12 protein-coding genes are annotated in these 14,370 nt (G+C 38.8%); 9 read left to right on the forward strand and 3 right to left on the reverse strand.

What is annotated here, in order from left to right:
• Positions 1-21: 21 nt before the first annotated feature.
• The 3 genes from AACH31_RS03900 to AACH31_RS03910 all read left to right on the forward strand — a co-directional run bounded on the left by AACH31_RS03900 (position 22) and on the right by AACH31_RS03910 (position 3,443).
• Positions 22-1,245 carry a PfkB family carbohydrate kinase gene (locus AACH31_RS03900; protein WP_262950795.1) on the forward strand — a complete coding sequence of 408 codons (1,224 nt, stop codon included), beginning with the start codon at positions 22-24 and terminating at the stop codon, positions 1,243-1,245.
• Positions 1,246-1,755: 510 nt separating this feature from the next.
• The gene (locus tag AACH31_RS03905; protein WP_161832919.1) at positions 1,756-2,553 is read left to right on the forward strand and encodes an HAD-IIB family hydrolase; all 798 of its coding nucleotides are present in this window, start codon (positions 1,756-1,758) and stop codon (positions 2,551-2,553) included.
• Between the two features lie 137 nt (positions 2,554-2,690).
• The gene (locus AACH31_RS03910) at positions 2,691-3,443 is read left to right on the forward strand and encodes a hypothetical protein (protein ID WP_262950797.1); all 753 of its coding nucleotides are present in this window, start codon (positions 2,691-2,693) and stop codon (positions 3,441-3,443) included.
• A 73-nt stretch (positions 3,444-3,516) separates the two neighbouring features.
• Here AACH31_RS03910 and AACH31_RS03915 read toward each other — a convergent pair whose 3' ends face one another.
• A complete protein-coding gene (locus AACH31_RS03915; RefSeq protein ID WP_262950800.1) occupies positions 3,517-4,443 on the reverse strand; it encodes a cation diffusion facilitator family transporter in 927 nt (308 codons plus the stop codon).
• 132 nt (positions 4,444-4,575) lie between these two features.
• Between AACH31_RS03915 and AACH31_RS03920 the strand changes: the two genes are divergently transcribed.
• Positions 4,576-4,737 (forward strand): hypothetical protein, encoded by a 162-nt coding sequence (locus AACH31_RS03920; protein ID WP_161832911.1) that lies wholly within the window; start codon positions 4,576-4,578, stop codon positions 4,735-4,737.
• A 4-nt stretch (positions 4,738-4,741) separates the two neighbouring features.
• Here AACH31_RS03920 and AACH31_RS03925 read toward each other — a convergent pair whose 3' ends face one another.
• Entirely contained in the window at positions 4,742-5,344 is a 603-nt protein-coding gene (locus tag AACH31_RS03925; RefSeq protein ID WP_161832910.1) for a C39 family peptidase, read from the reverse strand.
• A gap of 196 nt (positions 5,345-5,540) precedes the next feature.
• Here AACH31_RS03925 and AACH31_RS03930 point away from each other — a divergent pair, with 196 nt between their 5' ends.
• Together AACH31_RS03930 and AACH31_RS03935 are read left to right on the forward strand one after the other, a co-directional pair.
• Positions 5,541-7,709, forward strand: coding sequence for a DNA topoisomerase III (locus AACH31_RS03930; RefSeq protein ID WP_262953794.1), 2,169 nt, complete (start codon positions 5,541-5,543; stop codon positions 7,707-7,709).
• A 182-nt stretch (positions 7,710-7,891) separates the two neighbouring features.
• Positions 7,892-9,094: a DUF1002 domain-containing protein gene (locus tag AACH31_RS03935; RefSeq protein ID WP_161832908.1), complete on the forward strand. Its 1,203-nt coding sequence runs from the start codon at positions 7,892-7,894 to the stop codon at positions 9,092-9,094.
• Between the two features lie 57 nt (positions 9,095-9,151).
• Here the strand turns inward: AACH31_RS03935 and AACH31_RS03940 are convergent, their stop codons facing one another.
• Positions 9,152-10,471 (reverse strand): leucine-rich repeat domain-containing protein, encoded by a 1,320-nt coding sequence (locus AACH31_RS03940; RefSeq protein ID WP_161832513.1) that lies wholly within the window; start codon positions 10,469-10,471, stop codon positions 9,152-9,154.
• Between the two features lie 539 nt (positions 10,472-11,010).
• Between AACH31_RS03940 and AACH31_RS03945 the strand changes: the two genes are divergently transcribed.
• From AACH31_RS03945 to AACH31_RS03955, 3 genes are all read left to right on the forward strand, one after another.
• Entirely contained in the window at positions 11,011-11,634 is a 624-nt protein-coding gene (locus tag AACH31_RS03945; RefSeq protein WP_161832512.1) for a hypothetical protein, read from the forward strand.
• Between the two features lie 103 nt (positions 11,635-11,737).
• Positions 11,738-12,997 carry a VanW family protein gene (locus AACH31_RS03950; RefSeq protein WP_161832511.1) on the forward strand — a complete coding sequence of 420 codons (1,260 nt, stop codon included), beginning with the start codon at positions 11,738-11,740 and terminating at the stop codon, positions 12,995-12,997.
• A gap of 186 nt (positions 12,998-13,183) precedes the next feature.
• Positions 13,184-14,344, forward strand: coding sequence for a leucine-rich repeat domain-containing protein (locus AACH31_RS03955; protein ID WP_161832510.1), 1,161 nt, complete (start codon positions 13,184-13,186; stop codon positions 14,342-14,344).
• The last annotated feature ends 26 nt before the right edge of the window (positions 14,345-14,370 follow it).

Raw genomic sequence — 14,370 nt, forward strand, 5'->3', positions numbered from 1 at the left:
CGAAAAAAGGAGGATAAAAACGTGTTTCAAATTGAGGTTGTTTTAAATAGTATCACGCATGCGAAAGATTTAGTTTCAATTGCAGAAGGAACACCGTGTGAGGTTTGGCTTCATTGTCATCGTTACGTGGTTAATGCAAAATCATTACTAGGAGTGCTGAGTTTACCTTTTATGGAAGAGGCGAAATTATCACTTGAAACAGAGGATCAACAGGTGATTGATGAGGTTTTAAAAAGATTAAGCACTTTTCATTTACTAAAAGATGAAAGCGCTATTAACGATAAGGCGTATGATTTAGTGGCGCTTGGGGAAATTTTGATTGATTTTACACAAGAGGGTGTCACGGCATCCGGCCAAAAAATATTTGTTCAACATGCTGGAGGAGCTCCTGCTAATGTTTTAGTCGCTGCTAGCAAACTGGGATCAAAAACGGCATTTTTAGGAAAGGTGGGTACAGATGCTCACGGTAGGTTTTTGAAAACAACACTAGAAGCGGAAGGAGTGGAGACTAAGGGACTCATTCTTGATTCAAATTTCTTTACGACGCTCGCCTTTGTAGAATTAGATGAAAGCGGGGAGCGAACCTTTTCATTTGCTAGAAAGCCGGGGGCGGATACCCAAATTCAAAAAGAGGAACTTCCATTAGAAATTTTAAAACAGAGTCGCATCTTTCATGTAGGATCGCTGTCTCTTACGCATCAACCGAGCTATGAGACGACGTTTTACGCGGTTAAATATGCAAAGGAACATGGGGCGATGATTTCCTATGACCCAAATTATCGGGCGTCCTTATGGGAGAGTGAAGAAATCGCGAAAGAGGTCATGCGCCAGATGATTCCTTATACGGATATTATGAAAATCTCGGAGGTTGAGATGGAGCTTTTAACGGATCAATCGACTCCAGAGGCTGCTGCCACGTGTTTAATTAATCAAGGGGTTCAAATCGTATTGATTACACTCGGAAAGGATGGCGCGTATCTTTATACGGAAGAAGGCGGGCAGTTGATTCCAGGGTATTTAAGCCATGTCATCGATACAACGGGAGCGGGAGATGCCTTTCTAGGCGGCTTTTTACATAGTCTTTCACAACACCCTATTTTGATGTCACAACTATCTTTAAAGGGATTAACGTCTCACGTCAGACTTGCAAATGCGGTGGCAAGCTTATGTGTTGAACAAATGGGGGCGATTCCAGCGATGCCTCTTAAAGAATCAGTTTGTAAACGTTTTATTGGATTTGCGTAGTCTAGTAGGGGCGAGGGTGATCAGGACAAGTCGCCCCCCTGGTTAAGAACAAACAAAAGGATGACAGTTGACACTCGTCATCCTTTTGTTTGTTTACGTTTTAAGCGCTCTGTGCATCAGATCTTAAGAAACCTTAGCTGATTGCAACTGACGGAAGGTTAAATCGCGAATCGCTATCTTTTATGAAATAGTTGCAGATGAGTGATAGGCGGGCTTTGATATGTTATAATGAAGAAAATGAATGATGTCCTCTTTTGAAATCGTTATTTTCTTTATAGGGGCCCCTTGCTCATCAAGTGTCTGACCTCTTATAGGAGTTCCCAACAGAGAGAGTCACGTAAAGGTGAAAAATTCAGTAGGATGGTGGGTCGCTATTTTATTTATCGGACGTAAGAAAGGGGTTGTAGCCAAAAATGACGCTTGCTAGCGGATGAAAAAAAGGCGAGATGTTTTAATAAAAGGAGGATAGCTTGCATAAGTTATTAAAAAAGGGCATAGGGTGGGATTTCTATGAAATTATTTGCATCAGATTACGATGGAACCTATTGGAAACATACATTTAAAGGTCAGGTAGACCTTGTTAAAAATATTAAACAAACGAAACAGTGGCGTGAAGAGGGGAATCTTTTTGTTTTTGCAACGGGACGTCCTATTTCCATGATGAGGCTAGAAAAATATATGCATGGCATTGTTTACGATTATATTGTAGGGCTAAATGGTGGAATCATTATCTCTAAAACAGGAGATATTTTATTTCGGGAAACTATCAATAACTCGATTGCTCGAAAAATCATGATTTTAATTCAACAAAAAGAGGTGTTACATTACTCGGTCAGTGATGGATTATGTGGCCACTATCATACGGCTTTTGGATGGTCCCACAAGACTTTTTATTTATTTGCCTTTTTTAAATTATTTTTAAAAACTTATGGGCTTACTTTAGATGAGGCGTTAAATCGACCCGTTGTTCAAATTTCAGTCAAATTAAAAAGTGCCGACGAAGCGTCTTCCTTTGCTCATCAAATGAATCAATTGTTTGGAAAAGATATTGTGGCTTTTTCTAATCTACGCCATGTTGATATTGCGGCTAGGGGTCTTTCGAAGGCAACGGGAATTGAATATATTGCGAATCGGCATGGGATTGATGCGAATGATATTTATTGTATGGGAGATAGTTTTAATGATTTGCCTATGTTAAAACGCTATCATGGATTCACGCTTCCAGAGGCCCATCAGACGATTAAAGAAAATGTACGTGGAGTATTTGAAACGGTGGGCGATGCGCTCACACAAATTTTAAAGGGGTAAGGAAAGGTCAAAGGGAACTTTGGCTTTTTTTGTGTGAGCTATCACCAATCGGGGCTAAAGTGGATATACTATCAGTGAATCGTTCTATTGACGTGTGATATCATTTGTCAACAGATTGGTTAAAGGGGAGTGAGTTTATGTATGATCGACCACGTTTTAATCGCCGTAATCCTTATTCTTTTTTAAGGGGATATCGTGAGAATCATGAAGGGGGCTTTGACCCAAATTTTGTTCCGGTTCCGTATCCAGGTGAATTTGGTGGATTAGGTTCATTTATTGTCGGAGGGTTAGCGGGTGCCTTTTTGGCGAGTGCCTTTGGTAATAAGCATGATCAGGCGGCGCATCCAGCACAAGCTACGACCAGTTCGGTTCAACCCGTCATTCAACCGGTACCGGTCGTCCAAGGAATGCCTTATAATTATTCGCCTTATGGATATATGTCACCGACATCGCAATTAAAGGAGCCTAAGGTGAAAGAAAAAGATGACGACGAGGAGTTATATCCGGATTTTGATGAGTGGAAAGGAAAACAACCGGTAAAAGAAACACATCAAGTCTATACCATCCCAAATCAGGCAACGTCTAACAAAATGCCAACGTACCAACAGGCGCCCATGTATCAACAAGTGCCCGTGTATCAACAGGCGCCCGTGTATTACCAACCGATGATGCCGGCTTATCAGGTGATGCAACAATCCATGATGCCTTACCCATCAAGAAATGGTTCGGCCCGTTGGATAACAACAGATGTTTCTCCGTATCAGGAAAGTTCCGGTCCGTTTATGGCAATGGTTCCGGTCGTGACACATCAAGTGGCGTTAGAAAGTCGTCCAGCAACTCAGGTGATGCCTTATTATATGATGCCTGTCCAACAAAGTCCGCTTCTTTAACAGTGGAATAAAAAAACTCGAAGAATGTCCCGCTAATTTGGAGTTTTCCTCGAGTTTTTTTATGATTATTTTGTTAAAAATCATCATTTTCTTCAATCGCGTGGTATTTGTTTGGCGGGTCTTCCGGTAACTTGAACGGGTTAACGTGAACGGTACAGTGTTTAATTTGAGGAAGGTGATGTTCAAGTTGATAGTGGACCTGCTCTGCAATCGCATGGGCTTTAATAAGGCTTAAAGTAGGATCGACAGAAATTTCTAGATCAACATAAATTCGATTGGAATGGATCCGCGTTTTTAATGAATCGATGGCAAGGACGCCGTCTACCTGTTCGATTTGCTGTTTGATTTGAGCAATGAGTTGGGGGCTTGCCGCTTTATCAATCACTTGGTTTGTGGCCTCAATGAAGATTTGAATAGCTACTTTTAAAATAATGACGGTAATAATAAGGGCCGCTAATGGATCAAGGATGGGAAACCCTAAACGAGCCCCGATAATTCCAATGAGAGCTCCAATCGATGAAAGAGAGTCGCTTCGATGATGCCACGCATCAGCGGCAAGGGCCGTGGAATTTATTTTTTTCGCCTGGTATAAGGTATAATGATACATCCACTCTTTAACAGCAATCGATAACAAGGCGGCCCAGATTGTCACTGATCCCGGGGTTAAATAATGGTGGGATACAATGGTTTCAATAGCGGAATAGCCAATAGAGAGTCCAGTTAAACATAAAATAAACGATAGAATTTTGCTTAAAATAGGCTCGAACTTTTCATGCCCATACGGATGGGAACAGTCAGCAGGTTTTTGTGAAAGACGAAATCCGATAAGGACCCCAATAGAACTAATGACATCGGATAAGGAATGAATCCCATCAGAAATCATTGAGGCACTGTGTCCCACGAGTCCAGCAACTAGTTTAATCATCGTTAAAATCGTATTCATCACAATTGTGACGAGTAAGGTATGATTTCCAATCTGCTCCCGATTAGATGAATTCACATCAAACACCTCCATTAGTGGTTTGTTACTTATAGTTTATGAGAAAAAGTTAGGATATGTGCCTAAAAATGTATAATCATCGGTGAGTCGGGGATATTAAGAGTAACCCAGTTAGAAAGGAAGGGGATTTCAATGAATATGACATTAATGATTCAAATTGGATTAATGCTTTGTGTCATTAGTATTGTGATAATGGGACTTGTCTTCTTTATTGCCTATGATCATCAACTCAGACGAAGACAGGCTTTACAATATCATTTAGATGAAAAAAAAGGTAATCCTTTTCCTTTTTAAAGGGTTACCTTTTTTCTATTGTGAAGTAAATGTGATTAAAGATCGGCAGGCCGTTGTCCCAAAGTTGTAAGAAGTAATCGGTTGATAATGTTCGATTTCCCGGTGCCTCACCGTTTTCATCGTCCTGACGAAGCGAATCAAAGAAATAGACCTCGCTTAGTGATTGATCAAATCCAACAAGTGTCATGTAGTGTTGCCAATTTAAACCATCACCGACTAAGACAATAACAGGTGTTCCCTCAATCAATCGACTTTTTAACGTCTCAAATGTTCCGCGATAGAGTGTCGCCTCATAGGCACTATCTTTAAAATAACTTAAAATTCCCTTCGGTAAAACATAACCAGAAAAGGGTAACTTATAGCCGAATTTTTCGTACAGCTCAAGCCCCGTCTGAGACTCCCCAAAGTGTCTTAATACGTAGGCGGTTGAGAAGGCCGAGCACTCGTTATGAACTTGAGTTTCAAAGCTATTTTCCTGATCAATTGAATAAGAGGAAGGAACGCTTTTTGTTAGAGAATCCCGTTGGGGAAAGGGGGTTAAATAATAAAAAATGATGAGCACGAGAAGAAGTAGACCTAAACTGCCCCAAAATAACCATCGTTTCATTGCATATCTCCCTTTGTTTTAAATGTATCCTCAGTATAGCATAGTTCCTTAAAAAGCGTCAAATATTGGTATTATAAGTAGGGAAGATTTTGATAGGATCTAAAAGGCTAATCGTCCTTTTTAAATCGTAGTTTTTTTGTCTAAGAAGTGATAAAATAAGAGAAAATGTGAACGATGAAGGTTTGGAGGAGTAGCGATGAGTAAACGTGTCGTGTTGGCGGAAAAACCGTCTGTTGGTCGTGACATTGCTCGTGTGCTTGGATGCACGAAGCAAGGTCAGGGATATTTAGAAGGAAAAGATTATGTCGTGACATGGGCACTTGGTCACTTAGTGACACTTGCGGACCCAGAGGCATACGATGTGAAATATAAATCGTGGAATTTAGAAGATTTACCCATGTTACCGAAAGCGTTTAAATTTGTGGTGATTAAAAAGACGGCGAAGCAATTCAAGGCAGTGAAGGAACAGCTGTTAAGAAAGGACGTTTCTGAAATTGTCATCGCGACGGACGCGGGGCGCGAAGGAGAATTAGTGGCACGTCTCATTATTGAGAAATCGGGTGTAAAAAAACCACTTAAACGTTTATGGATTTCTTCAGTGACGGATCAGGCGATTAAACAAGGATTTAAATCATTAAAAGATGGACGTCACTATGATGATTTATACGCATCAGCGTTGGCGCGTTCTGAGGCGGATTGGATTGTCGGAATGAATGCGACACGGGCCTTAACAACGAAATACAACGCTCAACTTTCATGTGGTCGCGTGCAGACCCCAACCTTGGCCATGATTTCAAAAAGGGAAGAAGAAATTAAACAATTTAAATCAGAACCTTATTTTGGGTTAACGGCCATGAGTGAGTCCGTGAAGTGGACGTGGCAAGACGGAAAGTCAAAAAGTACACAGACATTTGAAGAACAGCGTATCGATGAGTTAATGCGTGCGCTTAAAGAGAAACCGTTACAAATTATAGAAGTTAAAAAGGCCGAGAAAAAGGTTTATGCGCCGGGCTTGTATGATTTAACGGAATTGCAGCGGGATGCAAATAAAAGGTTTGGATTTTCGGCGAAAGAGACGTTATCAACGATGCAAAAATTATATGAACATCACAAGGTGCTCACATATCCGCGAACGGATTCACGCTATCTTTCAACGGATATTGTTGCTACTCTCCCTGAGCGCTTAAAAGCGGTCGCTATCGGACCTTACCGAGGGGTGGCGAACCAACTGTTAAAGGGTAAAATCGTCACAAATTCTTCGTTTGTCGATAATAAAAAGGTAAGTGATCACCATGCGATTATTCCAACCGAGCAAACACCCCTGTTAAGCGATTTAAGTGATAAAGAACGAAAAATTTATGATTTAGTCGTGAAACGATTCCTTTCTGTCTTTATGAAGCCATATATTTATGAGCAGACGACGATGTTGGCTAAAATGGGTCAGGAATCGTTTGTTGCGAAAGGAAAGCGTGTCGTGTCATTGGGGTTTAAAGAAATCTACCACGTGGATGAAGAGGAAGGGGATGGGTTAGCCAATCTCCCAGTTGTTGAGGAAGGGACGGTCTTATCTCATATTAAATTAATCAAAACATCAGGACGGACTCAACCACCCGCTTATTTTAATGAAGCGACACTTTTATCAGCGATGGAGAATCCATCACGATATATGAATCAGGCCTCAAGTGAGGTGGTTAAAACATTAAAGGAAACGGGTGGATTAGGGACGGTAGCGACACGCGCCGATATCATTGAAAAGTTATTCAATAGTTTTATGATTGAGAAAAAGGGCCAAGATATTTATTTGACATCAAAAGGGCGACAATTATTAGAACTGGCGCCTAAGGAGTTAAAGTCACCTGAATTAACAGGACAGTGGGAGAAAAAACTTCAAGATATTTCAAATGGGCGCTTAAAGCGCCAACAGTTTGTCGGGCAGATGCGCGAGTATGCAAGTCAAATTGTGCATGAAATTAAAGGAAGCGAAGCCACGTATAAACATGAGAATTTAACAACAACGAAATGTCCAACGTGTGGCAAGCCGATGCTTGCCGTGAATGGAAAGCGTGGAAAGATGCTCGTATGCCAGGACCGTGAATGTAACACGAAAAAGACGGTTTCTCAATTGACGAATGCTCGTTGTCCAAATTGCCATAAAAAGTTAGAACTTCGTGGTGAGGGAGACAGTCGAATGTTTAGCTGTGTGTGTGGGTACCGTGAGAAGCTAAGTACGTTTAATAAGCGAAAATCGGAACAGAAAAAACAAGGAAGCAAACGTGACGTCCAAAAATATTTGCGTGAACAAGAAAAGCAACAAGAACCAATGAATTCAGCGCTCGCTGATGCGTTAGCTAAATTAAAATTATAAAAAAATAGGCCTTTGGGTGAATTTCATCGAGGGGCCTATTTTTTACATTTTCTGTTGTTTTTATACACGCATTATATGATTTTTTAGAAGTTATGTGGTAGGGTGAAATAGACGGGAGAGTCATGAATAGGATGGCAGTTGCATAGACTGTTAGAAGTTTTATAAAGGAGGAAATAAAACGTATGATTAAGAAATCGATTCTTACCTTGGGATTGGCTATTGGGTTAAGTCTTTCAACGCCAGTTTTAGCAAAGACGTCGTTTAGCGGTGAATACCGTCAGGGGGAGATTTTATCTTTTGGAACAAGTTTAACAAAGAGTGAAGAGGCTGCTCTCCGGGAGTATTTCGGGGTACCCGCGGATATGGAAGCTATTTATGTTGATAATGCCACAGCGATTGAGCAATTAGGGTTAGCACCTGATGCGTTAGATGATTATACGGGAGGCTGGTATTCATCGGCGTATGTTAAGTTAACGGATCAAGGAGGGGTTCAAGTTTCATCGAAAAACGTAAGTTTAGTCACGAATGAGATGTTTGCGAATGCCCTCATCACGTCAGGAATTTTAAATTGCGAAGTTAATGTTTCAGCACCGTTTATGGTGACTGGAGAGTCAGCATTGGCAGGAATTTTAGCCGGTGCGGAAGAAATTATGGGTGAGAGTCTCTCTGAGGAGAATAAAGTTATTGCGAAAGAAGAAATTGATACAACGCTAGAGGTTGCTGATGAAATTTTAAACGATGAATCAAATAATATTGATTCAAAAAGTGATTCATCAACCGTTGCATCAGGAATTATGAACGACATTAAAGAGCAAGTCATTAAGGATTCACCAAATTCAGTTCAAATTGGTCAAATCATTACGAATGTAACAAATAATTATGGAGTCGAATTAAGTGACGAAACGAAAGCACGCGTTGCCTCTTTAATGGAAAATGTGAATGATTTAGATATTGATTACTCAGAGATTAAAGATACAATGAAAAATATCGGAAATAGCATTGCCGACAGCCTCAAAGAAGCAGGCGTGCATTTGAAGGAATCTGGCCTATTAGAAAGTATCGGAAACTGGTTTTTAGATTTATTTGCCTCTTTTGGTGAATGGATTAAACAGTTATTTGTTTCTATCCCAGATTCGAATCAGGCTGAGACAGATAACAATGAGTTAGAATCAACAGTGGCACCAACGGTTGAAGAAGAGCAAGACTCACTTCCAACCAATATTGACTCAAGTTCATTAGACGAATCATTACTGGAATCGACACAGGATACAGAGGAATCTGTTGAATTGCCAGAGGCTAAGGACACGGAACAAACTCAAGTGGACGGTGTTTTGCAGGCAGACGAATTAAATCCAAATGATGAAACACAAGAGGCTCTAAATTAATAAAGAAAAAGACAGAATAACAGTTAACTGTTATTCTGTCTTTTTCTTTAAATAGCATTAATGACGATAATAAGTATAATGACGGTTTAAAGGGATAAAGGTTTGATAAAAAATATGGATTTGTCCAGAGAAGGTGTGACTCTCATTTTCAAAATTAAAGGTTCGAGTTCCCCATCCATAGCAATTATCCCATGATATCGTATGAGGACTTTCGTTGTAGTAAGTCCATTGTTGTGGGCTTGGAGGAACCGGCTCTCCCTGGTGGTCTTTAACGGGATAAGGAAGAATAAGACGGTACGTGTGAAGAATGATGTTAGGAAGATGGACGGTTTGGTTGGTGGCGGAAAATTTCTGTGTGAGTGGAGAACCTTTTAAGGGTGAAAGATCGCAGACGTGATTATTATCAAGTGTGAGGGAAATCAACTCTGTTTTGTCAGCGAGTGGCGAAATATCAGAAATTTGATTGTCGTGTAATGTTAACGTTTGGAGTTCAGTCATGTTTTGAAGGGGAGTAATATCGGTAATTTCATTTGTATATAAGTCTAAAATTGTAAGATTCGTTACTGTCTTTAAAGGGGAAATATCATGAATCTGGTTTTGATTAAGGGTTAATAAGGTTAATTTTGTCATATCTTCTAAACCGTTAATCGATTGAATTTGATTGTAATGTAACCATAAGTGAGTTAAGTTCACTAGTTTTTTTAACGATGTAACTGTTGTGACCTTTGTGTCAGAAATATAGAGTTTTTGCAAGTTTGTTAAATTCGCAAGAGGTGTAATGTCTGTTAGGTCGGTATTCATATAAAGGTGTAATTCTGTTAAACTGGTTAGGCCAGCTAATGCGCTTAAGTCGGTAATTTGATTATTGAATAATAATAATTGTGAAATCGAGTTAGGAAGTCCTGCTAAACTTGAAATATCGGATATCTGATTGTCGCCAAGCTGTAAGGATTCTAAATTAATAAGATGTGAGAACGAATCTTGTGAGGGTAAGGTTGCAATCTGATTGGTATTTAACAGAATAGTTGTTAAACTCGATGGAAGATTTGAGACGTTTGAAAGGTCGTTAATTTGATTATCGATTAAATCTAAAATTTGGAGATCGGTGAGAGCAGACAAATCCGGAAGGGTTGTCAGGTTGTTGTAAGGAAAATAAATATCTGTGACGTTGACACAGTATTCGATTCCCGTAAGGTTTGATATTTTTTGTGTTACGGGTTTTCCGTCTCCAGAATAATCAAGTTCATCTAATTGGGCGAGATCGTCATCTGTAAGTTGCAGAGTCTCAGAAGTGATTATCCCTTTATCTATGAGGGTATTGCGAAGATATGTATAAAAGGCAGCATCGGGGATATTAACGGGTGTGGCCAAAGCCATCACCTCCTTTTTAAAATTTCTACTTTAGTATATGTCTTTAGCAACAAGAGGGTGACACGATAACAAAGCATGAAGAATGTACAAAATGAGTTCCCTATGAAAACAATTTAAAAAACCATTTGAGCACGATAAAGCTCGGAGGAAATACATCCGTATTTGTGTGTGGATTCAATGGTTTTTTTATGATTAAGGATTGATAGGATAACGGAGAACTTTTAGGTTTAAAACATCTGGGACCTAGCATGAAAGAAGCTGAAGGGAAAAATAAAAGGTGAGTTAAACGACTAGGAGTCAATAAATTTTTAAAAAAGAGATGATGCACGCGTAATAGAGGTTTATTAAAGCTAAATGACTTCTCAGTATCTATAAATTTTAAAAAGTCATTTCTACGAGTGTCGTTTGTCGTGCTTTTTTAAAGCGAATAAAAAATTAATTTTTTTCTAAAATTTTATTGAGTTATGTTAGCAAGTTTTTGTTGTTATTAGGTTGGTTTAATGATAGGCTTAATTTATTAAGTTAAGATAAAAAGGATGAATTAGATGAAGACATGGATGATGGTGCTAGGCATGAGTATTTGTTTAGCTGGATGTGATAAAAAGGTAGAAAAGCAGGAGGAGGTCACTCCAAGCGAATTTAAAAATTTATTAATGATGGATGAGGTTCATCGAGAGGCATATGAGAGTGACGTGACGTATCAAGTGGGGGACCCCGTTATTTTTTTAGATGATTCAGGCGTTCTTTGGCAGGTGACGCTTACTTCTTATGAAGTTGTTAAGGATCGGTATGCCGCATCGAAGGAAGCACTTGTTCTTCACTTTAATTATCGTTATCTGTTAAAAGATTTTGAGATGAATGAAACAGTGATGCCTGTCTCAATTCCAACTGTTTTTTATGAGAAATGGGCACTAAAGCCTCAAAGCTTAGCTGAGGCGAAGATTGCGTATCAATTTGGTGAATATGAAAAAAGTCCGCACATTCTTTATGAGCCAGTTATTAATCAAGAGGTAACGTGTCAACTTGTGCAACTAAAACCGAATAAAGAACAAAATTGTTTTAGTTATTATAGTTATGCGGGGGAGGGAAACTATCTGATTAGTTTTGAGGGGAACAAAAAAGAGCGTTTCAACTACTCTCTCGACATTAAACCGGAGTCGAATTTTTAGAAAAAATAACCAAAAAAATCAATATTATTCAAAAATATGCCAGGTGTGGTATGATAAATAAGGATTAGGAAAGAGCTAAAAATATAAAAGAAGGGACCATGTTATGAGTATGAAGAAAAAAATTTTAATGGGTGGGGCCATTAGCGTTTTAACCGTCGGACTTTTATATGGAGGTTATAAAGGGTACGAGTATTATACGGCAAAAGAACTTGTTGCCACTTATGAGACAAAGACATTTCCAAATATTAAAGTCAATGGACAAGATGTATCTAATTTGTCGAAGAAGAAGTTAACTCGTGCGCTAGAAAAAGAAGTTGAAAAATTTGCAACACGTAGCATTGAAATTAAAATAGATGAACATACTTTTACAAAAACATTAGATGAATTAGGGTTAACGATTGAAGAAAATCTTGAGAAATTAGCGGATGAAATTTTTACGCTTGGAAAAGATTTAGAATTGATAAAACAAGCGAAACGAATTAAAGAGGCGCCATTAAAGGAGTATCAGATTGATTATTCGTATGATGAGACATTAGTTGATGGGTGGCTTGAAACGATTGCAAATGAATTGTATGTGGAAGTAGAAGAGCCAACCTTAACGATGGTATCAGCCGGAAACTTTGAAGTGACCGGGGGCCGAGATGGATATCGTGTGGAAACAGCGGAGATTGAAGAGCAAATCAAAAAGGCTTTAAATAAGAGCTCAACAAAAGCAGTCAAAATAACAGCTGAAGGTGTTGTCACACATCCCCAACGTGATAAAGAGGCGCTTGCATCGGTTAATCATCGAATTTCAAGTTATAGCTCGACTTTCCCAGCAGGTATTCCAAGAGCCCGCAATGTGGAGTTGGCCACATCAAAAATTAATAAAACCGTGTTAATGCCAGGTGATGAATTCTCTTATACGGAAAAAGTTTCACCTGTTATTTATTCAAACGGTTATGTTGATGCAACCGTCTTTATCAATTCTAAGCCGGTTGATGGAGTAGGAGGCGGAATTTGCCAAGTATCCTCTACACTTTATAACACGGTATTAAAAGCCGGAATCTTACCGACAGAACGTCGAAACCATAGTTTACCTGTTGGATATGTTCCAAGTGGGTTAGATGCGACGATGGCAGAAGATTTAATCGATTTTAAGTTTGTGAATACGCTCGATTATCCTATTTATATTAATGCATATACGAGCGGTGGAACGTTAACCATTGATTTTTGGTCACACGAAAGTGCCCTAAACGGTGTAACGTATAAGCCTCAAGTTAGACAGTTAGCAGCGAATAAATATCAAACGTCTTTATTAGGATATGATGCAGCTGGAAATGTCGTATTTAATAAGTATATTGATACAAGTGTTTATAAATAATAAAAAGTGTTTCCATTTAGGTGGAAACACTTTTTTTCATGATTAAATGGCGCCTCACGTGTGTTAGAAGGGGCCTTTGAGGTGCCACTGATTTTAAAAATTGAATATACTAGGGTGTATCCTACTTAACTTAATCGTTCAAACCATAAAACTAATTTAACAAATGAAGGAATGTGAGGAGCACTCATGAATGTGATAGTGGATCAACAATTAAAAGCCGCACTCAATCAACAGTATTTAAATCAACCATTAGAATCAGATATAACTAAAGAACAGTTAATGAATTTACAAGGAATTCTCGTATTAGAAAACAAAGGAATAAAAGATTTAAGTGGGATTCATCATGCGATTCATGCCACGCAGATTCATCTGGGTAGCAATCAAATTAAAGATCTTTCTCCCTTAAAGGGATTAAAAAATATTGAGCAATTAAACCTTAGCCATAATCAAATTGACGACCTAAGACCGCTAAGTCAATTAAAGCAGTTAACACGCTTAGATGTGAGTAGAAATCACATTCGTAGTTTATGGCCGCTAACTAAGCTTGACCGTTTAAAAATGTTACTCGTCGACTACAACCCCCTTCAAGGTTACGAAGAGTTACGATTTATGAAAAAACTGACGTTTCTTTCTTTAAAGGGATGTGGAATTCAGACGCTATTTCCGCTCGAACCGTTAACACAGTTGCAAACGTTAACGTTAGAAGAAAATAAAATTGAATCACTTGTACCGATTAGTGAACATTTTTTATTAACCCAACTTCATTTAGGCCATAACCAGATCAGTGATTTATCACCGCTTTCGAAGTTAACTCATTTACGTGTGCTATTTGTCGAAAATAATCAGATCAGCGATTTAAGTCCATTGCGCCGATTAAAACATCTTCAATTTTTGGATTTAAGTCATAATCGAGTCCGTCATCTAGACTCACTGAGTGGTCTTGAATTTTTAGAGGCCCTAAATTTAATTAATAATCAGGTGAGTGATTTGAAACCGATTGAAAAGCTTCCGTTATTAAAGGTATTATTAGCTCAGGGAAATCAAATTGCGTCTATTTCGGGGTTGAAAAAGTTATTAATTGTTAAGTTAGAACGCCAACATATCCAGTGGGAAATAGAGGGAGATAATCTTTCCTGTTTGGATCTAAGAGGACGAATCACAGATATAAATGGAACCGTTCCAATGATTTGTGTAGACCCTAAAATGGGAAGTTATGACCCTCGGAGCAAGATCGTTAGTATCCCTGAGGGAAAGACACATCTTACTTTAGGATTTGAAGGGGAATGTGAAGATGTTCCCTTTAGCGGGACAATTGATTGTGTCTTAAAGCCAAAGGTTAAAGAATAAAAAAAACACCTCTTAATAAGAGGTGT

Origin of the sequence: Turicibacter faecis (assembly GCF_037076425.1) — a bacterium.
Classification (GTDB): domain Bacteria; phylum Bacillota_I; class Bacilli_A; order MOL361; family Turicibacteraceae; genus Turicibacter; species Turicibacter faecis.

Bases quoted from the DNA above. Each gene is read 5' to 3' on its own strand.
- AACH31_RS03905 (WP_161832919.1), top strand. From the start codon at position 1,756: ATGAAATTATTTGCATCAGATTACGATGGAACCTATTGGAAACATACA.
- AACH31_RS03910 (WP_262950797.1), top strand. From the start codon at position 2,691: ATGTATGATCGACCACGTTTTAATCGCCGTAATCCTTATTCTTTTTTA.
- AACH31_RS03920 (WP_161832911.1), top strand. From the start codon at position 4,576: ATGAATATGACATTAATGATTCAAATTGGATTAATGCTTTGTGTCATT.
- AACH31_RS03925 (WP_161832910.1), bottom strand. From the start codon at position 5,344: ATGAAACGATGGTTATTTTGGGGCAGTTTAGGTCTACTTCTTCTCGTG.
- AACH31_RS03930 (WP_262953794.1), top strand. From the start codon at position 5,541: ATGAGTAAACGTGTCGTGTTGGCGGAAAAACCGTCTGTTGGTCGTGAC.
- AACH31_RS03935 (WP_161832908.1), top strand. From the start codon at position 7,892: ATGATTAAGAAATCGATTCTTACCTTGGGATTGGCTATTGGGTTAAGT.
- AACH31_RS03940 (WP_161832513.1), bottom strand. From the start codon at position 10,471: ATGGCTTTGGCCACACCCGTTAATATCCCCGATGCTGCCTTTTATACA.
- AACH31_RS03945 (WP_161832512.1), top strand. From the start codon at position 11,011: ATGAAGACATGGATGATGGTGCTAGGCATGAGTATTTGTTTAGCTGGA.
- AACH31_RS03950 (WP_161832511.1), top strand. From the start codon at position 11,738: ATGAGTATGAAGAAAAAAATTTTAATGGGTGGGGCCATTAGCGTTTTA.
- AACH31_RS03955 (WP_161832510.1), top strand. From the start codon at position 13,184: ATGAATGTGATAGTGGATCAACAATTAAAAGCCGCACTCAATCAACAG.